Annotated in this window: 16 protein-coding genes and 2 tRNA genes; 3 read left to right on the forward strand and 15 right to left on the reverse strand. The window is 70.2% G+C overall.

Going from position 1 to position 20,542, the window contains the following annotated elements:
• Positions 1 to 379: 379 nt before the first annotated feature.
• From frr to rpsB, 4 genes are all read right to left on the reverse strand, one after another.
• A complete protein-coding gene (frr, locus tag AC792_RS12825) occupies positions 380 to 937 on the reverse strand; it encodes a ribosome recycling factor (protein ID WP_049830898.1) in 558 nt (185 codons plus the stop codon).
• Positions 938 to 1,071: 134 nt separating this feature from the next.
• On the reverse strand, positions 1,072 to 1,809 hold the full coding sequence (pyrH, locus tag AC792_RS12830) for a UMP kinase (RefSeq protein WP_049830899.1): 738 nt from the start codon (positions 1,807 to 1,809) through the stop codon (positions 1,072 to 1,074).
• A 175-nt stretch (positions 1,810 to 1,984) separates the two neighbouring features.
• Positions 1,985 to 2,821 carry a translation elongation factor Ts gene (gene tsf / locus AC792_RS12835; protein WP_049830900.1) on the reverse strand — a complete coding sequence of 279 codons (837 nt, stop codon included), beginning with the start codon at positions 2,819 to 2,821 and terminating at the stop codon, positions 1,985 to 1,987.
• 123 nt (positions 2,822 to 2,944) lie between these two features.
• Complete coding sequence (gene rpsB, locus AC792_RS12840) at positions 2,945 to 3,853, reverse strand: 30S ribosomal protein S2 (RefSeq protein WP_049830901.1); 909 nt, start codon at positions 3,851 to 3,853, stop codon at positions 2,945 to 2,947.
• A gap of 615 nt (positions 3,854 to 4,468) precedes the next feature.
• Between rpsB and AC792_RS16570 the strand changes: the two genes are divergently transcribed.
• On the forward strand, positions 4,469 to 5,029 hold the full coding sequence (locus tag AC792_RS16570) for a murein hydrolase activator EnvC family protein (protein ID WP_235436729.1): 561 nt from the start codon (positions 4,469 to 4,471) through the stop codon (positions 5,027 to 5,029).
• Between the two features lie 36 nt (positions 5,030 to 5,065).
• Here the strand turns inward: AC792_RS16570 and AC792_RS12850 are convergent, their stop codons facing one another.
• From AC792_RS12850 to AC792_RS12875, 6 genes are all read right to left on the reverse strand, one after another.
• Positions 5,066 to 6,256, reverse strand: a complete 1,191-nt coding sequence (locus AC792_RS12850) for an acyl-CoA dehydrogenase family protein (RefSeq protein ID WP_049830902.1) — start codon at positions 6,254 to 6,256, stop codon at positions 5,066 to 5,068.
• Between the two features lie 296 nt (positions 6,257 to 6,552).
• Positions 6,553 to 6,626 (reverse strand) — tRNA-Ile (locus tag AC792_RS12855).
• 95 nt (positions 6,627 to 6,721) lie between these two features.
• Positions 6,722 to 7,948: a glycosyltransferase gene (locus tag AC792_RS12860; RefSeq protein WP_049830903.1), complete on the reverse strand. Its 1,227-nt coding sequence runs from the start codon at positions 7,946 to 7,948 to the stop codon at positions 6,722 to 6,724.
• Between the two features lie 42 nt (positions 7,949 to 7,990).
• Complete coding sequence (locus AC792_RS12865) at positions 7,991 to 8,866, reverse strand: DMT family transporter (RefSeq protein ID WP_049830904.1); 876 nt, start codon at positions 8,864 to 8,866, stop codon at positions 7,991 to 7,993.
• A 213-nt stretch (positions 8,867 to 9,079) separates the two neighbouring features.
• On the reverse strand, positions 9,080 to 9,895 hold the full coding sequence (locus tag AC792_RS12870) for a phage holin family protein (RefSeq protein WP_049830905.1): 816 nt from the start codon (positions 9,893 to 9,895) through the stop codon (positions 9,080 to 9,082).
• A gap of 137 nt (positions 9,896 to 10,032) precedes the next feature.
• The gene (locus AC792_RS12875) at positions 10,033 to 11,475 is read right to left on the reverse strand and encodes a sugar porter family MFS transporter (RefSeq protein WP_049830906.1); all 1,443 of its coding nucleotides are present in this window, start codon (positions 11,473 to 11,475) and stop codon (positions 10,033 to 10,035) included.
• A gap of 273 nt (positions 11,476 to 11,748) precedes the next feature.
• Between AC792_RS12875 and AC792_RS12880 the strand changes: the two genes are divergently transcribed.
• Positions 11,749 to 12,978: a multidrug effflux MFS transporter gene (locus tag AC792_RS12880; RefSeq protein ID WP_049830907.1), complete on the forward strand. Its 1,230-nt coding sequence runs from the start codon at positions 11,749 to 11,751 to the stop codon at positions 12,976 to 12,978.
• Positions 12,979 to 12,997: 19 nt separating this feature from the next.
• On the opposite strand, the gene AC792_RS12885 is transcribed toward AC792_RS12880, so the two are convergent.
• The 5 genes from AC792_RS12885 to dusB all read right to left on the reverse strand — a co-directional run bounded on the left by AC792_RS12885 (position 12,998) and on the right by dusB (position 19,426).
• Positions 12,998 to 14,494, reverse strand: coding sequence for an SDR family oxidoreductase (locus tag AC792_RS12885; RefSeq protein ID WP_049830926.1), 1,497 nt, complete (start codon positions 14,492 to 14,494; stop codon positions 12,998 to 13,000).
• A 172-nt stretch (positions 14,495 to 14,666) separates the two neighbouring features.
• Positions 14,667 to 14,739 (reverse strand) — tRNA-Asn (locus AC792_RS12890).
• Between the two features lie 54 nt (positions 14,740 to 14,793).
• Positions 14,794 to 16,722: a DNA primase gene (gene dnaG / locus AC792_RS12895; RefSeq protein ID WP_049830908.1), complete on the reverse strand. Its 1,929-nt coding sequence runs from the start codon at positions 16,720 to 16,722 to the stop codon at positions 14,794 to 14,796.
• A gap of 73 nt (positions 16,723 to 16,795) precedes the next feature.
• Positions 16,796 to 18,079: a deoxyguanosinetriphosphate triphosphohydrolase gene (locus AC792_RS12900; protein WP_049830909.1), complete on the reverse strand. Its 1,284-nt coding sequence runs from the start codon at positions 18,077 to 18,079 to the stop codon at positions 16,796 to 16,798.
• Between the two features lie 93 nt (positions 18,080 to 18,172).
• On the reverse strand, positions 18,173 to 19,426 hold the full coding sequence (gene dusB / locus AC792_RS12905; protein WP_442853622.1) for a tRNA dihydrouridine synthase DusB: 1,254 nt from the start codon (positions 19,424 to 19,426) through the stop codon (positions 18,173 to 18,175).
• Positions 19,427 to 19,686: 260 nt separating this feature from the next.
• Here dusB and AC792_RS12910 point away from each other — a divergent pair, with 260 nt between their 5' ends.
• Positions 19,687 to 20,421 (forward strand): alpha/beta hydrolase, encoded by a 735-nt coding sequence (locus tag AC792_RS12910; protein ID WP_049830928.1) that lies wholly within the window; start codon positions 19,687 to 19,689, stop codon positions 20,419 to 20,421.
• Positions 20,422 to 20,542 lie beyond the last annotated feature (121 nt).

Genomic DNA, 20,542 nt, shown 5'->3' on the forward strand with positions numbered 1-20,542 from the left:
CGCGGGGACCAGCGGTACGTGGATGTGCCGGATCGCCAGCGCCCGTGCCACCTCCCACACACCGACGGCGGCGAAGAGCGCCACCACGGCCACGAAGGCCACCGGGAAGAACAGCAGGCCCACCAGCACCGGTGCCAGGAGGGCCGCGCCCACGCCGATCGCGGCCGGGAGGTTCCGGCCGGCCCGGGACGGCGCACCGGGTTCCCGGCGGGGGCGGCGGCGCAGGGGCCACCGGCGGGCGGGGGCGGTCGGGGGGGGGAGGGGGGGGGATGCGGGGCGGGGGCCGAGGCGGGACCGGCCGTTCCCGCGGGGACCCGGCCGGCCGTCGGCGCCCCGCCGGGCCGGGCCTGCACCCCCCCGGGGGGGTCGAGATCCGGCATCAGACCTCGAGCAGCTCGGCTTCCTTGCGCTTCAGCAGATCGTCGATCAGCTCGACCCGCGACTTCGTGAGGGCGTCGAGCTCCTTCTCGGCACGCGAACCCTCGTCCTCACCGGAGTCACCGTCCTTGACCGTCCTGTCGATCCCGTCCTTCGCCTTCCGGCGGATGTTGCGGATCGAGATCTTGGCGTCCTCGGCCTTGGTCTTGACGAGCTTCACGTACTCCCGGCGGCGTTCCTGGGTGAGCTCGGGCAGCACCACCCTGATCACGTTGCCGTCGTTCGAGGGATTGGCACCGAGATCCGAGTCGCGGAGCGCCTTCTCGATGTCGTTGAGGGACGCGCGGTCGAACGGGGTGATGAGCAGGGTGCGGGCCTCGGGGTTCTGGAAGGACGCCAGCTGCTGCAGCGGCGTCGGCGCGCCGTAGTACATCACCACGACCTTCGAGAACAGGGAGGCGTTGGCCCGGCCGGTGCGCACCGTGGCGAAATCGTCCTTCGCGACCTCCACGGCCTTGTCCATCTTGTCGGTGGCTTCCAGCAAGGTCTCTTCGATCACAATGTCTCCTTCGCTCCGCTGTCGGCTGCCCGGCAACCGTTCCAGTGTTCAATGTCCCGCGGTCAATCCTAGTTCAACCGCAGGGAGCCGCCCCGCGGTGGGCGGAGGACCGTCCGCCCACCGCGCGGTGCGTGCTATCTGCTGACCACGGTGCCAAGTCTCTCGCCGCGGATGGCCCGGGTCACGTTGCCCTCGCCCTCCATGCCGAACACCACCATGGTGAGATCGTTGTCCTTGCACATGGTCATGGCCGTCTGGTCCATGACCCGGATGTCGCGCCGCAGTGCCTCGTCGTAGGAGAGGGTGTCGAGCTTCTGCGCCGTCGGGTCCTTATGGGGGTCCGCCGTGTACACGCCGTCCACGCCGCTCTTGGCCATCAGCACCTCGTCCGCGTGCACCTCGAGCGCCCGCTGCGCCGCGACGGTGTCGGTGGAGAAGTACGGCAGACCGGCCCCGGCACCGAAGATCACCACGCGGCCCTTCTCCAGGTGCCGGATGGCCCGCCGCGGGATGTACGCCTCGGCAACCTGACCCATGGTGATGGCGCTCTGCACGCGCGTCTCCACCCCGGCCTGCTCCAGGAAGTCCTGGAGGGCGAGGCAGTTCATCACCGTCCCGAGCATGCCCATGTAGTCCGCCCGCGAGCGGTCCATCCCGCTCTGCGACAGCTCGGCGCCGCGGAAGAAGTTGCCACCGCCCACCACCACGGCCACCTCGACGTCCTCCACGGTGGCCGCGATCTGCCGGGCCACGGAGCGCACGGTCTCGGGATCCACACCGAGCTTGCCCCCGCCGAAGACCTCGCCCGAGAGCTTCAGCAGTACGCGGCGTCGGCCGGTGTGGCCCGTCGGAGCAGTGGAAGTGGTGTCCATGAGATGCCTCCCGGGCATAGAGCTGTCGGCCGTCCAGGATGGGCGGCCGGTGGTGCGGGTGTGGGTCGGTGCCGGACCCGAGAGCCAGGATACGGCGCGCCTCCCGGGCGCGGAAAAGGGCGGCCACCTCATCGGCGGCCGCCCTTCACCTTGGTGCTGTGGCCCTGGCGGGAACCTATGCTCCTACGCGGAACCGTGCGAAGGCGGTCGCCGTGGCGCCGGCCTCCTGGAGCACGGCGGCCACGGACTTCTTCGCGTCCTTCGCGAACGCCTGGTCCACCAGGACGCCCTCCTTGAAGAACCCGGTGAGTCGTCCCTCGACGATCTTCGCGAGCGCCTGCTCGGGCTTGCCCTCGGCGCGGGCGGTCTCGTCGGCGATGCGACGCTCCGACTCCACGAGCTCGGCGGGGACGTCCTCGCGGGTCAGGTAGGTGGGCGAGTACGCGGCGATGTGCACGGCGACGTCGTGGGCGGTGGAGCTCACGGCCTCCCCGGAACCCTCGACGGCGAAGAGGACACCCACCTGCGCGGGGAGGTCCTTGGAGGTCTTGTGCAGGTACGCGTCCACCACCGGACCCTCGACGCGGGCGATCCGGCGGACGTCGACCTTCTCGCCGAGCAGGGCACCGGCTTCGATGACGTGCTCGGAGACGGGCTTGCCGTCGAGCTCGAAGGCGAGCAGGGTCTCGACGTCGGCAGCACCGGACTCGATGGCTGCGCCGAGCACCTTGTTGGAGAACTCGATGAAGGGGCCGGCCTTCGCCACGAAGTCGGTCTCGCAGTTGACCTCGACCATGACACCCACGTTGCCCTCGACGCGAGCGGCGACGAGGCCCTCGGCGGTCGAGCGGCCCTCGCGCTTGGTGGCGCCCTTGAGACCCTTGATACGGATCAGTTCCAGGGCCTTGTCGGCATTGCCGTCGGCTTCGTCGAGGGCCTTCTTGACGTCCATCATGCCGGCACCCGTGCGCTCGCGCAGGGCCTTGATGTCAGCGGCAGTGAAATTTGCCATGTGAACTCCTAAGTTGAGGTGGATCTACGAGAGGGGTCGTGGGCCGGGCCCACGACACGGGATCACCCGGTGACCACGTGCAGGAGGAGCGCGGGAACACCCACGCTCCTCCTGTCACGGGTACTACTGGGCGTCGGGCGCGGGAACGTCCTCGGCGGGCACGTCCGCTGCCGCGGGCGTCTCGGCTGCCAGTTCCTCGGCCTCGGCAGGTGCCTGGTCCGCGGCGGGGGACTCCGAGGTGGCGGGTGCGGCCGCCTCGGTGGTGCTGCCCTGGAGCAGTTCGCGCTCCCACTCGGCCATGGGCTCCTCGGCCGCTGCGGCGTCGTTCCCATTGGCGCGGTTGTGGCGCTCCATCAGGCCCTCGGCGACGGCGTCGGCCACCACGCGGGTCAGCAGGTTGACGGCGCGGATGGCGTCGTCGTTGCCCGGGATGGGGAAGTCGACCTCGTCGGGGTCGCAGTTGGTGTCCAGGATGGCGACCACGGGGATGTTGAGCTTCTTCGCCTCGTCGATGGCGAGGTGCTCCTTCTTGGTGTCCACGACCCAGATCGCCGAGGGCGCCTTGGTCAGGTTGCGGATACCACCGAGGTTGCCCTGGAGCTTGGTGAGCTCACGCTTCAGGAGCAGGAGCTCCTTCTTGGTGTGACCGGATCCGGCGACGTCGTCGAAGTCGATCTCCTCGAGCTCCTTCATACGCTGGATGCGCTTGGAGACCGTCTGGAAGTTGGTGAGCATCCCGCCGAGCCAGCGCTGGTTGACGTAGGGCTGGTTCACGCGGTTGGCCTGGTCGGCGATCGCTTCCTGCGCCTGCTTCTTGGTTCCCACGAAGAGCACCGTTCCGCCGTGGGCCACGGTGGCCTTGACGAACTCGTAGGCGCGGTCGATGTAGGACAGCGACTGCTGCAGGTCGATGATGTAGATGCCGTTGCGCTCGGTGAAGATGTAGCGCTTCATCTTCGGGTTCCAGCGGCGGGTCTGGTGGCCGAAGTGGACGCCGCTGTCGAGCAGCTGGCGCATGGTTACGACTGGCATGTTCTGCCTTTCTTCAGCTCCGGTTCCGGCGCAGCGCGCCACCCGGGGCTTGTTGACGGTTGTCTTCGTACCCATCGGGGTGGTGGGTACGTCCTGGCACCTGGTCGTCGCGGTGGACACCCCCTCCCCACCGGATGGGTCCGGACCGCGGGGTGGGTGCTCGGGCGTCCGTGGAGGACGCTCGATCGCAGGCACGCGTAGTCAGCCCACCGGCTCCACGACCCGGCGACGCCGAGAGCGTGCGGAGCGGGAAGCAGCGGACTGCTCGTGCCAGTGTACTACAGCGGTGATGCCTGCTCCTGCGCCTGAGTGGATCACGGGAGTGGATCACGGCGGCGGCCGGGGGTTGTCCACATGGTCCTCCCCCGGAGGTGAACCTGCCCCGCGGCGAGGAAGACTCGGGCCATGGACAGCGACAGCGCACGACCCCGCCGGGACGGGGTCCCGATCCCCTGCTCCCACGCCCACCGTGTCCGGGCGGGCCGACGGGCGGGGGCGCGCCGTCGGGCAGCCGCCGGACGCGGCGGCGCCCGTGCACGGCCGTCACCGATCACGGAGGCTCCGGACCGCGGAGCCGGTCGGCGTGCCGGTCGGCGTGCCGGGCGGCTTCTCCGGTTGCTTGTCGTACTGGCACTCCTCCAGCCGGGAGCCACCGCGCCGTCGGCAGCGGGGCTCCCGGAGGGTGGGGGGCCGTCCACGGGTGGGGAGTACCGGAACGCCGCAGCGGGCACCGGCTTCGTCGCGCCCTGGTCCTGGCCGCTCGAGCCGGTGCCGGAGGTCCTCCGGCCCTTCGACAAACCTGCGCAGGACTGGAGACCGGGGCACCGCGGTGTGGATCTCGCACCGGCCGGGGCGGTTCCCGGGATCGTCTCGAGTCCCGCCGCCGGGGTGGTCTCGTTCGCCGGGACGGTGGTGGACCGGGGCGTGGTCTCGATCGACCACGGCGACGGGCGGATCAGCAGCTTCGAACCCGTGGACCCCTCGGTGACCCGGGGTCAGCGCGTCGAGGAGGGTCAGGCCGTGGCCACGGTGGCGCGCCCTTCCACGGAGGGCACCCGGTCACCCCACTGCACGGCCTGCCTGCACTGGGGCGTCCGGGTGGACGGTGAGTACGTGGACCCGCTGGGATTCGTGACGGATCGCCGGCCCTCGGTGCTGCTGCCGCTGCACGGGTGAGATCCACCCGTACCCGACGGAGAGGTCGGGTACAGGTCAGACGAAGGCGGCGATACCGGTGATCGCCCGGCCGGTCACCAGCGTGTTGATCTCCTGCGTGCCCTCGTAGGAGTAGACGGCCTCGGCGTCGGCGAAGATCTTCGCCATCTCGTAGTCGGCCACGATCCCGTTGCCGCCGAGCACGTTCCGTCCCGCGGCCACGCTCTCGCGCATGCGCGCGGTGGTGAACGCCTTGGCGAGCGCCGAGTGCTCGTCCTTGGCCCGGCCGGCGTCCTCCAGCTGGGAGAGGCGGACCATCATGCCCATCGAGCTCATCGCGTTCCCGAGGATCTGGACGAGCTGCTGCTGGACGAGCTGGAAGCTCGCGATGGGGCGGCCGAACTGCTCGCGTTCCACGGCGTAGCGCCGTGCCACGTCGAAGGCGGCCAGCTGCTGGCCGACGGCCTGCCAGCCGACGGCGAGGCGCGTGACCTTGAGCACCTTGTTGGTGTCACGGAAGCTGTTCGCGCCGGCGAGGTGGTGGTCGTCGGGGACCACGACGTCCTCGAGGACGATGTCCGCGTTCTCCACCGTGCGCAGGGCGATCTTGTTCTCGATCTTGGTGGCGCTGTACCCGGGGGTGGTCGTGTCCACCAGGAACCCCTTGACCTGGTCGTCCGCGAGATCGCGTGCGTAGACGACCACCCAGTCGGAGAAGGTGGCGTTGCCTATCCAGCGCTTGGCGCCGTTGAGCACCCAGCTGTTGCCGTCGCGGCGGGCCGTGGTGCGCGTGCCCCCGGCCACGTCGGAGCCGCCGAGGGGTTCGGTCAGGCCGAAGGCACCGATCTTCCTCATCGCGTAGATGTCGGGCAGCCATTCCTCCTGCTGCTCCTTCGAGGCCAGCGCCTCGATGGAGCCGGTGAACAGTCCGTCGTGCACCCCGAGGAAAGTGGCGATCGAGGTGTCCGCGCGGCTGAACTCGGCGTGCGCCATCCCGGCGAAGAGGTTCGAGTAGCCCTGCCGGCGCACGGGGCTCATGGGATCCAGCTCGGCCACCTTGGGGATCAGCTCCTGGGGGAAGCTGCCCTGGTTCCACCAGGTCACCGCGTGGGGGCGTACCTCACGGGTGAGCCAGGTCCGCATCTCCTCGAGCCTGGAGCGTTCCTTGTCGGAGAGGAGTTCCTCGAAGGCGTAGAAGTCCCCGTCCGGGTACGGGAGGTCGTTGACATCGATCGACGTCCTGCTCATCGGTTCCGCCTCACTCCGGTCATCGGCGACCGGCCATCACTGGATCACATTCTCGAGGAGGGCTGGAGCACCCTCCCCCACTATGTTACCCACCGGTAACTTAGCGCGCCAGAGGCGATCGGCGGAGATGTCCACCTCCGTACCACTCGCACGGGAGGCATCCGGGTCAAGACCACGGAGACGCTCGCGCGGATCGGTGGAGGGTCGAGGCAGGGGTGATCGATCGTCCGGGACGCATCAGGCGCCACCCGCGCTGCGGATGACGCCTGATGCCGGATCGCCACGGACCCCGGGGGTAGGGCTGCTGGGGCTTGAACCCAGGACAAACGGATTATGAGTCCGCTGCTCTAACCGGCTGAGCTACAGCCCCGCAGGGTCACCCCTGGCACACGCTCGCCCTCCTCCCCGGAACCGCTCGGGAGGGCCGTGCGCAGCTCCCAGTGTAGACGGACATCCCCCGCGGGATCACGAGCGCTGCGCGGCCCCCGTATTCCCGGTCGACCCCTGCCGCACCGGACGGGAGCCGTAGTACAGGGCCTCGAAGGTGTCCAGCGTGGTGCGGATGTCGTGGTGGTCCACCAGGGCCCTGCTCGCACGGCCCATCGCCTCCCGGCGCTCCTCGGGCAGTTCGAGGATCTGCGTGATGCGCCGTGCGAGTTCCGCGGCGTCGCCGGGCCGGAACAGGAAGCCGTTCTCCCCCTCCACCACCAGGTGGGGAAGCGCCATGGCATCGGCGAGGAGCACGGGCGTCGAGGCGGACATGGCCTCCAGGGTCACGAGGGACTGCAGTTCGGCGGTCCCGGGCTGGCAGAACACCGAGGCGCGGAGGTAGCTCAGGCGGAGTTCGGTATCGTCGATCAGCCCGCGGAACCTCACGCGGTCCGCGATGCCGAGCCGGGCGGCCTGTGCCTGCAGTGCCGCTTTCACTTCGCCCCCGCCCACGATCTCCAGGTGGACACCCAGGTGCTCCGGTGTGCGTGCCACGGCGTCGATCAGCACATCCACGTGCTTCTCCTCGGCAAGCCGCCCCACGAAGAGCACGGTGGGGTGCTCGGGGTCCTCCAGCACCTCCCCGGGCCGGGGTTCGTAGCCGGCCGAGTCGATCCCGTTGGAGACGGGCAGCACGCCGTCGAGTCTCGCGTGCGTGCGCATCGCTTCGGCGGCGAGCGGCGTCGGGGTGGTCACCGCGGCCGCCCGTCCCATGATCTTGCCCATGTCGCGCCAGGAGTTCCGTGCGATGACGCGCTTGAACCACTCCGGGAAGGGCAGGAAGGGGTTGATGTTCTCGGGCATGAGATGGTTGGTGGCCACCACGCGGATACCCCGCCGCACGGCCTCGTCCAGGGTGTACTGCCCCACCATGTAGTGGCACTGGATGTGCACCACGTCCGGGCGCACCCGGTCGAAGAGCATGCTGATGTCACGCCTGATCTCCCAGGGATAGCACAGGCGCCAGTAGTCGTGGGTGGGGACGCCGTGGGAGCGGAGGCGGTGCACGGTCCACGCGGCGCGGCCCTCCGTGAAGCTCGGGCCGTCGGAGGCGCGGGGGGCCAGCACGTGGACCTCGTGCCCCCGGCCCGTCATGCCGCGCGCCAGCCGGTAGCCGAACTGGGCTGCACCGTTCACGTTGGGCGGGTAGGTGTCCGCGGCGATCAGGATGGTCAGTGGCTCGGTGTCAGCCGGGTAACTCACGCGTTGCTTCCCTACGTCGATGTGCTGGACTCGTGCCGGGTGTCAGCGCGTCCGCCCGGCGATGTCCGGGTGGTGGCGCGAGAGCGCGACGACCCCCACGATAGCAATGAGCGCAGCCCCTCCCATGGTGAGGGCGATCGCGGTGCCGACCGCCGGCTGGAGCTCGTCGAGGATGGTGATTCCCACGGCGATGCCCACGATCGGGTCGATGACCGTGAGGCCGGCGATCACGAGATCGGGGGGACCCGTGGCGTAGGCGCTCTGCACGAACCATGCGCCGAGTGCAGCGGCGGCGGCCAGGGCCAGGAGCGTGGGGACCGGGACGTTGAGGAGGAAGCGACCATTGGGGTCCAGGAGGTGCCCGACCACGATCTTGGTGAGCACGGCGACGAACCCGAAGAGCACCCCGGCGCCCAGGATGTAGGCGAAGGCATTCAATCTGCGCCTGCCGATCAGGGCCAGTGAACCGAACAGGACGACGGCGGCCGTCAGCAGGAGCACCACGGAGAGCTCCTGCCGGGGATCGATGAGATGGTTCTCCCTGGTCACCCGGACGGCGAGCAGGACGAACAGCGCACTGCCGCTGACGCACGCGGTGATCGCCCCGACGGTGAGGCGATTGAGCCGGATGCCCTGGTCGCGGGAGTTCACGACCGTGGTGATCACCAGGGCGATCGCCCCGACGGGCTGGATCACGGTCAGGCTCGCCAGGTTCAGTGCCATGACGTTCAGCACGGTGCCCACACCGAGGAGCGCGAGCCCGACGAGCCAGCGCGCATTGGTGAGTAGCTTCCTGAATCCGGCGGAATCCAGCGACCGGCCGCCGGTGCCTGCACGGACGGCGGTTCCCTGCCGTTGCGCGCCGAACGCCAGGAAGACCGCGCCCAGCAATGCCAGCCCGATCGCTACGAAGGACACGACTGCTGCTCGAGGGGATCTGCGGGGACGGAGGTGAGGGCGGGGACGGAGGCGACGACCGATGTGCGGCGCTCACCGCCGGGCCGTACTGCACCCCTGATCGATCCCATGCTCTCCGCCTCCCCACTCATTATGCAGTACGGCGGCCGCCCTCCCGTGGCACGCACCGGCGAGCGGTGGGGATCACGGGCGGACGGCCGCCGGGAGGTGGTGCTACTTGGTCAGGAGCCTGCGCAGCATCACAATCATCGCCGCGACGGAGGCCACGAGGACGCTGAGCGGCTTCCAGCGATCCACCACGGTGGTGTTCAGCGGGACCTCACGCCGCACCGCGACGGCGGCGACGTCCTGCTGTCCGCGTGCACTCTGCTTCGACGACCCGTGACCGCCGGAACGGTTCCTGGACTTCTCGAGACGGGTCTTGACGTCCACGCGGCCCCCCAGGGAGTCCCTGGCGTCCGCGATGTGGGTGCGGCGCTCGCCCGTGCGTCCGCGCAGCTCCTCGTAGGAAGGCTTCGGCTCCTTGGGCTTGCCGTCCTTGTCCTTGCCGTCCTTGTCCTTGCCGTCCTTGTCCTTGTCCTTCGGCTTCTCGTCGAGGGTGGCCGGGTCGAAGCTGCGACCCTCCTTCAGCACACCGAGGTCGTAGCGGAGTCCGCGGATGGCGTCCTGCGGTACCAGCGGGAGCTGCTTCTTGAGCCGGGAGACCCCGATCAGGGCGAGCACGCCGCCGATCACGAGGAAGAGGACGGCCACCGCCAGTGCCGCCAACCAGCCGGGCATGACCTCCGCGAGGCCCAGGACGGCCGCCACCACGAGGGCGACGGCGAAGAACAGCACCAGGATGAGCGCGACGACGAGGAAGGCCGCGGCGATGCCGGCCTTGATGCCCTTCTGCTTCATCTGGTCCAGGGCGATCGAGAACTCGTCGCTGATCTGACGCGGGGTCAGGCGTGCGAGGAGTTTGATGAGTCCGAGGAGCGAGAGCGAGCCCGTGGACCGCTTACCGCGTGTACTAGCCGAGCTGTTCATAGGCCCTGCCTCCATTCGTGAGTTTCTGCTGTGAAGTCGCTGGATCAAAATTACCATCGGGCGCTGTCCCGGGTTCCGCTTCCCCTCGGGAGCAGAATGGCGTAGCGCGCCGTCGTCGTTCCTGGTGTGTGCGCGGATCAGGACCGGTCGGCGCCGCTCAGCTGTGCATTGTCCTCGAGGTCCCGGCCCGCGAACTCCGGCAGCTTGGTCCGGACGAACACGAAGGACAGCACGGCGAACACGGTGAAGGCCGCGTACATGATCCACAGCCCGAGGTTCTCGCTCACCCAGGGGAAGCTGACGGTGACCACGAAGTTGAAGATCCAGTTGACCATGGTGGCCACGCCGAGGGCGATCGAGCGGATGCGGTTCGGGAACATCTCGCCGAGGGTGACCCACATGACGGGGCCCCAGGTCGCGGCGAAGAAGATCACGAAGAGGTTCGCACCCACGAGGGCGATCGGGCCCCACGCGCCGGGCAGGGCGATGTCCGCACCCGTGCCGTCCGCCTGGGCGAACGCCAGGGTGGCGGCCGCCAATCCGACGGTCATGCCGATCGACCCGGCCAGCAGCAGCTTGCGGCGACCGATGCGGTCCACGAAGAAGATGGCCACGAAGGTCATCACGAGGTTGATGACGGAGGTGATCACGGAGGTGGTGAAGGAATCGCTCTCGCTGAACCCGACCGACTGCCAGAGGGTGGTGGAGTAGTAGAAGATGGCGTTGATGCCCACCAGCTGCTGCAGTGCGGCGATCGCCATCCCCACCCACAGGATGGGCTGCAGCCCGAAGGCCGGGCCGCGCAGGTCACGGTAGCTCGCGCGGTCCTCACGCTCGAAGCTCGCCCGGATCTGGCCGATCTTGGCCGAGGTGTCCCGGACGCCGGAGACCCGCGACAGCACGCCCGCGGCCTCCTCGTCCCGACCGGCCCGGATGAGGAACTGGGGGGACTCGGGGATGATCAGGGCCAGGACGCCGTAGATGACGGCGGGGGCCACGCCGACGAGCAGCATCCAGCGCCAGGCCGTCAGCCCCCACCAGAACTCGTTGCCCGCACCGCCGGCCGCGTCCGCGAAGGAGGCGTCGGAGAGCAGCGCTGCGAAGATCCCCACCGTGATGGCGAGCTGCTGCACGGATGCGAGGGCGCCCCGCCACTTGGAGGGCGCGATCTCCGCGATGTACCCGGGGACGATCACGGAGGCGAGCCCGATGGCGAATCCGCCCACCAGGCGCCAGAGCATGAGGTCCCACTCGGAGAAGGCGTAGCCGGAGCCCACGGAGTTGACGGCGAAGAGGATCGCCGCCAGGACCATCACCTTCTTGCGTCCCCACCGGTCGGCCAGGCCCCCGGCGAACCAGGCACCCGCGGCACACCCGAGCAGGGTGATGGCCACCGTGAACCCGAGCACGCCGGCACTGAGCCCGAAGTCGGCCTGGATGGAGTCCACCGCACCGTTGATCACCGCCGTGTCGAACCCGAAGAGCAGACCACCCACGGCCGCCGCGATGGTGATGCCGATCACCTTCGCGAGGTGACGGGGCGGTCGGGTCCCTCCCGGGACGGCGTCGGTTCCACTCATGGTTCTCTCCCTGCTCCAGTACGACTTCGATCACCCTACGTCCATCGGAAGCATGCTGAGCAACGGGATCCCCCACCACCTCCCCGGTCCCGGGGTTGACGCCGCCCGTAGGATGGGATCGGCTTTGATTCACTCCAGCAACCATCTGCTCACGCACCTGCATGCGGGCGGCGCTGCTGACGTCCCGCCGCCGTCGCCGGGACCACCCGGAGCACCGCCCCTGCGGCCTCCGGACGACGATTACCACCACCCCACGTCCCGTTAGGCAGCACCGTGAGCACCAGCACCCACCCCGGCGACGCCCTGTCCCGCCGGGAGAAGATCGTCTACGTCGTCGTCCTCGGCGCACTGACCGCGCTCGCGCCGTTCACCATCGACCTGTACCTCCCGGCGTTCCCCGCCCTGCAGGAGGACTTCGGGGTGGCCGAGGCCGCCGTGCAGCTGACCCTCACGGGAACCATCATCGGCTTCGCGAGCGGTCAGCTCCTGGTGGGTCCGCTCAGCGACAAGATCGGCCGGAGGTTGCCCCTGATCCTCGCCACCGTGCTCCACGTGGCGGCCTCGATCGGCGCGGCGTACTCCGCGGACGTCAACATGCTCATGCTCTTCCGCGTGCTGCAGGGTGTGGGGGCGGCCGGTAGCGGGGTGGTGGCCATGGCCATGGTGCGGGACCTGTTCGGCGGGTACACGCTCGTCCGGATGCTCTCCCACATGGCGCTGGTCAACGGGATGGCCCCGATCTTCGCGCCGGTCATCGGCTCCCAGCTGCTCCGGATCTTCCCCTGGCCCGGGATCTTCTGGTTCCTCGCCTGCTACGGCGTCCTGGTGATCGTCGCGGTCTCCCTGTTCATCATCGAGACCCTGCCGAGGGAGAACCGTCGGCGCTCCGGGCTCACCGCGCTGCAGCGGTACCGGACCGTGCTCGGCGACCGGATCTTCGTGGGGGTCCTCCTGGTGGGCGGCATGAACTTCTCGGGGCTCTTCTCCTACCTCTCCGCCTCGCCGTTCCTCTTCCAGGGCCCCTACGGGCTCGACGAGCAGCAGTACGGGTGGCTGTTCGCGATCAACTCCCTCGGGATCGTGGCCGGGGTGCAGATCAGCGCCCGCCTGCTGCAGCGCGTGGGCCCGCAGTGGGTCATCGCGGGCGCCACGATCGTGCAGCTCGTCATGGCGCTGCTGATCGTCGCCTTCGACCAGCTGGGCCTCGGCCTCCTGGGCACGGTGGTACCGCTGTGGTTCTACATCATGGGCACCGGGTTCATCTTCCCCTGCGTGCAGGTTCTCGCGCTGATCAACAACGGCGCCCAGGCCGGTACCGCGGCATCGCTCCTCGGGGCGGTGACGTTCGGGACCGCGGGGCTGATCTCGCCGCTCGTGGGTCTGCTCGGTGACGGGATCGACTCGGCGACGCCGATGGCCCTGGTGATGGCCTCCTGCATCTTCCTCGCCGTGGTGTTCCTGTGGGTGGTGGTGCGGCCACGCCGCGTCCCCGCCCTGCAGTAGCTCCGGTGTTCGCCTGCGCTCAGGCCGCGGGGGCCCCGACGGCGTCGGCACGGGCCTCGGCGGTCCTCGCGATGTTCCGGGCCATGGCGGCGAAGATGAACCCGTGGAACGGCAGCACCGCGAACCAGTAGAGCCGCCCGGACAGACCGTGGGGGAAGAAGACCGCGCGCTGGTAGTAGGAGCTGCCGGACCCCTCCGGTTCCACGCGCATCTCCAGCCAGGCCCTGCCGGGGACCTTCATCTCGGCGCGCAACCGCAGCCGCTCACCCCGCACCAGTTCCTCCACGCGCCAGAAGTCGAGCGCCTCACCCGTCAGGAGCCGGTCGGGATCGCGCCGACCGCGCCGTAGCCCCACACCGCCGGCGATCTTGTCCATCCACCCCCGGGCGGCCCAGCCCACCGGCCAGGAGTACCACCCGTTCTCCCCGCCGATCCCCTCGACGACGTTCCACAGGTTCGCCGGCGACGCCGTGGAACTGTACGTCTGGACGTCGGTGAAAACGGTGTGCCCGGCCCACTGGGGATCCGACGGCAGCGGATCGGCCTCCGTGTCCACTACCGAGGCACCGGCCCAGCTGGTCTCCACCTCTCCCCCGCGCATCTTGCCGAGGGCCAGGTCCACCGCCCGGCGGTACCCGGTGAGTCCGCCCTCGGGCAGGGGCACGTACCGGTCGATGTCGTGCTCCGAGGTCACGGCGTCGTGCTGGAGCGACTCGATCAGCGGCATGGCCATAGCGCGCGGGATGGGGGTCACGAGGTTCACCCAGTGTCCGGCCAGGCGCGGGGTGAGCACGGGAAGTGCCAGGATCTTCCGGTGCGGGAGCCCCGCCGCCGCGGCGTACTCGTTCATCATGTCGGCGTAGGTGAGCACCTCCCGCGACCCGATGTCGAAGGTGCGGTTGAGGTCCTCCGGGAGGTCGAGGGCGCCCACGAGGTAGTGGATCACGTCCCGGACGGCGATCGGCTCGATGGTGTTGAGCACCCAGCGCGGCGCGGGCATGACCGGCAGGACGTCGGAGAGGTGGCGGATCATCTCGAAGGACGCGGAGCCGGAGCCGATCACCACGCCGGCCTGGTACGCGATGGTGGGCGTCCCGGACTCCAGGAGCACCCGGCCCACCTCGGTGCGCGAGCGCATGTGGGTGGAGAGCTCCACACCCTCCGGGTGCAGTCCGCCGAGGTAGACGATGCGGCGGATCCCCGCCCCGGTGGCGGCCTCGGCGACGGTCCGGGCGATCTCCGCCTCACGCTGGTCGAAGTCCTTGCCGGAGCCCATGGAGTGCACCAGGTAGTAGAGCGTGTCCACGTCCCGGCTGACCTCGCGCATGGTGTCCGCGTGCTGGAGATCGCCCTGGACGATCTCGACGTCCGAGGCCCAGGGGACGTCCTTCAGCTTCTGGGGAGACCGGACCACGACGCGCACGGTGTGCCCGTCCGCCACCAGTTTGGTGACCAGCCGTCCGCCGATGTATCCCGTGGCTCCGGTGACCAGAATGCGCTTGCCGTCAGTGTCCATGGGGTCAGCGTACGCCGGGGCCCTGACACCGCGGTCCAGGATGCCGCCGCCGGTGTCCGGGCCGCATCTGACGTCCACGGGAACAGCACCCGGCTCCCGTCCACGATGCCTGTTCCGGGTAAAGGAAAGGGCCCTTCCACCTGCGTCGCCGCGGGTGGAAGGGCCCTCGTTGCTCCTCCGACTGGACTTGAACCAGTAACCCTTCGATTAACAGTCGAATGCTCTGCCAATTGAGCTACGGAGGAAAGCGCAGGACTTACTCTACAGACGATGCGGGGGTAAGTGAAATCGGCCCCGGGTCACTCCGAGCGGAGCTCGCGCCGCTGCATCTCGAGCCCCATCGGGTCCCGCTGCAGCGCCGTGTAGAGCTCGGGATCGGACGCCGGGTCCATGCGCTGGAGCTGCCCGAGCTTCTCGGCCTTCTGCTGGGTGATCCGCAGTTCGGTCAGCCGGTTCAGGATGTCGCGGCAGTAACTCACCATGGCGTCGGCGTCCTTGGCGGGCAGCGGCCGGACCGCGAGTTCGCTCACCAGGGGGCGCAGGACGTCCGGCACCCCCTCGCGCACGGACTCCACCCAGCGCGACAGCTCGGCACCCGCTGCACCGGCGGCCAGCACCGCGGTGTGCAGCGCCTCGTAGACGGGCGTGGAGAAGCGGGAGGTCGAGAAGCTCTCCCACTGCGGGCGGGTGAGCATGGTGGGCTGCTGGAGCACCACCTCGAGGGCCTCGCGCTCCATCCTGGCGATCGGGTCCCGCGGGTCCGGGCGCTCGTAGTACGGCTCGCCGGCGTCCGCGGCCTGCCCGTCCACAGCACCGTCCTGCTGGTGCTGCACTGCCTGCTGGTGCTGCTGCCGCCCGCCGGCAGCCTTCGCGGACCCGCCCTCGCGCCGCGCCGCCGCGGCCACGGCCCGGGCCACCTGGTCCTCCCCCACGTACTGCATGCCGAGCCAGCGGGAGAGCTCCCGCGTGTAGGTGGAGCGCAGGGAGACGTCCCGGATCTGGGCCACGATCGGGGCGGCGTGCCGCAGCGCCTTGACCTGCCCCTCCCCCGAGGAGAGGTCGAAGTTCTCGAAGGACGCCTTGATGGCGAACTCGAACAGCGGGCGGCGCTCGGCGATCAGCGCGCGGACGGCGTCGTCGCCCCCGCTCTGGCGCAGATCGCACGGATCCGCGCCCGAGGGATCCACCGCCACGTAGGTCTGCGAGGTGAAGCGCTGGTCCTCCTCGAACGCGCGCAGCGCCGCCTTCTGCCCGGCGGCGTCGCCGTCGAAGGTGAACACCACCTCGCCCCCGGTGCCGTCGTCGGAGAGGAGCCGGCGGGCGATCTTGATGTGGTCGGCGCCGAACGCGGTGCCGCAGGTGGCGACGGCGGTGCCCACGCCGGCGAGGTGGCAGGCCATCACGTCCGTGTAGCCCTCGACCACCACGAGCTGGCGGTTCTTGGCGATCTCCCGCTTGGCCAGATCGATCCCGTACAGCACCTGGGACTTCTTGTAGAGGGAGGTCTCGGGGGTGTTGAGGTATTTCGGCCCCTGGTCCTCCTCGTAGAGCTTCCGCGCACCGAAGCCCACGGTCTCGCCGGTGATCCCGCGGATGGGCCAGATCAGGCGGCCGCGGAAGCGGTCGTAGAAGCGATTGGCGTTGCCGGAGGAGGCACTGAACATGCCGGTCAGCTTCAGCTCGTCGAGGGTGAAGCCCCGTCCGGTCAGGTGGTTCAGGAGCGTGTCCCACCCCTGCGGGGCGTAGCCCACACCGAAGTGCTCGGCGGCCGCGCGGTCGAAGCCGCGCCCCTGCAGGAACTGCCGTGCGGGGCCGGCACCGGAGGTGAGGAGCTGGTCGCGGAAGAACTCCGCGGCGATCTTGTGGGCATCCAGCAGGCGCTGGCGCTTGCCGACGTCCTCGCGGCGCGGCCCGGTGCCGCCGTCCTCGTAGTGCAGTTCCATGCCGATCCGGGCGGCGAGCTTCTCGACGGTCTCGGAGAACGTGGTGTGGTCGAGCTTCTGCACGAAGGAGATCACGTCGCCGCCCTCACCGCACCCGAAGCAGTGGTAGGAACCCATCTGCGGCCGGACGTGGAACGACGGCGAGCGCTCGTCGTGGAAGGGGCACAGGCCCTTCCACGAGCCGATGCCGGCGGACTTCAGGGTGACGTAGGCGTCCACCACCTCCTTGATGTCCGTCCGCTGCCGGACCTCATCGATGTCTTCGCGCTTGATGAGTCCGGCCATGGCTCCCAGTTTAGGCCCGTGCTCCCCCGCCCCCGACCGGCACGGGCCCGATGTGCGCAACGCGCACCGGCGCTCACCAGAGCGAGGGCACGGGTCCCACGATGCGCTCGTGCAGGCCGAGCGCCGAGGCGTCCGTCAGCGAGGCCACCTGGTCGACCACCACGCGGAGCCGGGCGTCGTCGTCGTCCGCCGCGCGCCAGTCGGCGGCGAACATCGGTTCGAGGTAGCGGTCGCCGTCGGCATGGATCTGCGCCACGAGGGACGCGAGGATCTCGCGCTGCCGTTCGTAGAGCGGCTGCCGCTGGTCGGTGGTCATCACGTAGGTGGTGGCCAGGCCCTTCATCACGGCGATCTCCAGGACGGTCTCCTCGGGGACCACCATCTCCGCGTTGTAGCGGGTGAGGGCGTGGGGCCCGTAGATGGAGCGGGTGGCTTCCATGGCGCTCAGGCAGAACCGCCCGATCAGCTGGCTGGTCATGTTCTTCAGTGCCGCCATGGACGCGCGCGTCCCGTCCGCGTACCGCACCCACACGACGGTGTCCTCCAGGCGGGACAGGGCGGCGTCGACGGCGGCGGGGGCGCTGCCGGGCAGGGACCACTGCTGCGTGTAGCCCACCACGCGGGCACGGGCATCGGGACTGTCCATCCAGCGCAGCTGCAGGTGACCGGCCACGATCGCGTCCTCGACGTCGTGCACGGAGTAGGAGATGTCGTCCGCCAGATCCATCACCTGCGCCTCGAGGCAGGAGCGGCCCTCGGGCGCCCCGTCGCGGAGCCAGTCGAACACGGGCGCGTCGTCCTCGTAGGCACCGAACTTGGTGGTGCGGTGCCCGGCGATCACCGGTGCTGCGGCGGCCGTCCACGGGTACTTGCAGGCGGCGTCGAGGCTGGCCCGGGTCAGGTTCAGCCCCGCGGGGCCGCCGTCGGCGCGCAGCACCTTGGGTTCCAGGCGGGTGAGCAGACGCAGCGTCTGGGCGTTGCCCTCGAATCCCCCGATCGCGTGCGCGATGTCGTTGAGCGCCGTCTCCCCGTTGTGCCCGAAGGGCGGGTGCCCGAGGTCGTGGGCCAGGCACGCGGTGTCCACGATGTCGGGGTCGCAGCCCAGGGTGCGCCCGAGCTCCCGCCCGATCTGCGCCACCTCCAGCGAGTGGGTGAGCCGGGTGCGCACGAAGTCGTCGGTGTCCGGGGCCACCACCTGCGTCTTGGCGCCCAGCCGGCGCAGTGCCGAGGAGTGCAGCACCCGGGCGCGGTCGCGTTCGAAGTCGGTGCGGTGCGAGTTCTTGGGCGGCTCCTCCACCCAGCGCTCGGTGTCCGCGGGGCTGTACCCGGGGGTGGCGGACAGTTCGGTCGGGCTCATGGTGCCTTTCTGGCGCGGGGGACGGCGGTGCCGGCGCGAGCACGGGGACATGCCGGTCGGCGGGACGGGGACGGCGGGCGCCCCCGGGAGGTCTCAGCCCCCGGAGACGTCCACCTCCGCGGCGGCGATGTCCGCCTGCTGCGCCTCGTTGAGCACGCGCCCCTCGAGCCAGTGCTCGGGCAGGGCGGTGCGCTTGGGCGACCCGGCACGGCCGCGCGGGCCCTCGGCGTCGGAGCCCGGGTACGGGGAGTCGGCGTCCAGTTCGGCGAGCAGACCGCGGAGCACCTCGAGGGTGGGCACGGTGGCCAGCTTGGCGCGCAGCTCCCCGCCCACCACGTAGCCCTTGAAGTACCAGGCCATGTGCTTGCGGATGTCGCGCAGGCCCATCATCTCGCTGCCGAAGGTCTCCACGAGCAGTTCCGCGTGCCGGTACACGGTCGCCGCCACCTGCCCGAGACCGGGGCGGTGGCGCGTGGCGCTGCCCTCGAACGCGTTCATCAGGTCCCCGAAGAGCCAGGGCCGTCCCTGGCAGCCACGGCCGATGACCACGCCGTCCACACCGGTCTGGCGCACCATGCGCACGGCGTCCTCGGCGCTCCAGATGTCCCCGTTGCCCAGCACGGGGACATCCGGCAGCGCCTCGCGCAGTTCGGCGATCGCGTTCCAGTCGGCCTGCCCGGAGTAGAACTGGGAGGCGGTGCGGCCGTGGAGGGCGACGGCGGCCACGCCGCTGTCGCGGGCGATCTTCCCGGCCTCGCGGAACGTGAGGTGGTCCTCGTCGATGCCCTTGCGCATCTTGATGGTCAGCGGGACGTCCCCCTTGGAGGCCTCGCGGACGGCGGTCTGTACGATCCCGGTGAACAGGTCCAGCTTCCACGGCAGTGCGGCCCCACCGCCCTTCCGGGTGACCTTGGGCACGGGGCAGCCGAAGTTGAGGTCGATGTGGTCCGCGCGGTCCTCCTCGACCAGCAGCCGGACGGCGGCGCCCACGGTCTTCGGGTCTACCCCGTACAGCTGCACGGAGCGGACCGCCTCGTCGTCGTCGTGCGGGATGATGCGCATGGACTCGGGGCTGCGCTCCACGAGTGCGCGGGAGGTCCCCATCTCGGAGACGTGGAGGCCGCCGCCGTACTCGCGGCAGAGCCGGCGGAACGCCTTGTTGGTGATGCCCGCCATGGGTGCGAGGATCACCGGGGTGTCCACGGTGATGTTCCCGAGCGTGAGCGGCGGGGGGTCGAGCTTCAGGGCGTCGGTCGAGTGGGTGCGCGGGTCCGTGCACGGGTCCACGGACGGGTCGGCGGGCGCGTCGACGACGGCGGGGGCGGGGTATGCGGGAGCTGCGGTCACACCCCCATTGTCGCAAGGACCGGCAAATCGGGTGCCGGTGTTCGCTGTGCGCCTGCGCTCCTTGGCTGCTTTCCGCCAGGCGTTCGTCATCGCTCCCACTTCCCGTCGGTCGTCCCGGACACCGGGTCCGGGAGAGCACGTTCTGGATTGTACGCACCAGGAGCGTGCCGGCGGCATCGGGGGCATCGGGATCCAGGACCGGCGACGGACGCCGCGCGGGGCAGGATGATGGGGTGCACCCGTGCACGGAGAGGACCACCATGACACGCAGAGCCGCCGTCCCGGCGTCGGACCGGGACCCCACCGTCACCGTGAGCGGCGCCGTCCGCGACGTCCGCGGCGTGGCACTGGTGCTGCACGGCGGGAGCGTGCCGGGGATGACCCGCGCCCGCCCGTACCAGCCCGGACCCCTGCGGATGCGGCCGTTCACCACGCGGCTGTCGCACGAGGGCGGCCCCCACGGACTGTCCGTCTGGACCCTGCTGAACCGGGTGCGCGGCTGGAACGGGGAGCAGCGCTCCGCCCTGCAGGACGCCCGGTGGGCCCTGGAGCGCATCGGTGAGCAGTTTCCCGGGGTGCCGGTCTACCTCCTGGGGCACTCGATGGGCGGCAGGACGGCGCTCGCGGCCGCCGACCACCCGCAGGTGCGCGCCGTCGCCGCCCTGGCACCGTGGCTCGGTGCGGCGAGCGCCGTGGAACCCGTCCGGGGCAGGGGTGTACTGATCCAGCACGGCGACGCCGATCGCACCACCAGCCCGACGGCGTCGCTGGCGTTCGCCCGGCGGGCGCGGGGCGTCGCCGAGGACGTCCGCTACGTCCGCATACTCGGGGCCGGGCACTTCATGGTCCGCAGCATCGCCGACTGGCACGGCCTGAGCACGGCGTACCTGCTGCGTCGCTTCGCCGAGGACACCGGGGCCGCGGTGGACGCCGCGGTCACGGCGCGCGCCGACGTCCTCCGGGCAGCGGAGGATCCGCTCGGGATCACCCGCTGACCGATGCCCGGCGGCCTCCGGCCGGGTGGCCGCGTGGCGGGAACGGTGCGTGTGCGGGGCGTCACCGTGCCCGTCACCATGCCCGACTTCATGACGTGGTGCACCCCGACGAGCACGGACG

Origin of the sequence: Arthrobacter sp. RIT-PI-e (genome assembly GCF_001187915.1) — a bacterium.
Classification (GTDB): Bacteria; Actinomycetota; Actinomycetes; order Actinomycetales; family Micrococcaceae; genus Arthrobacter_D.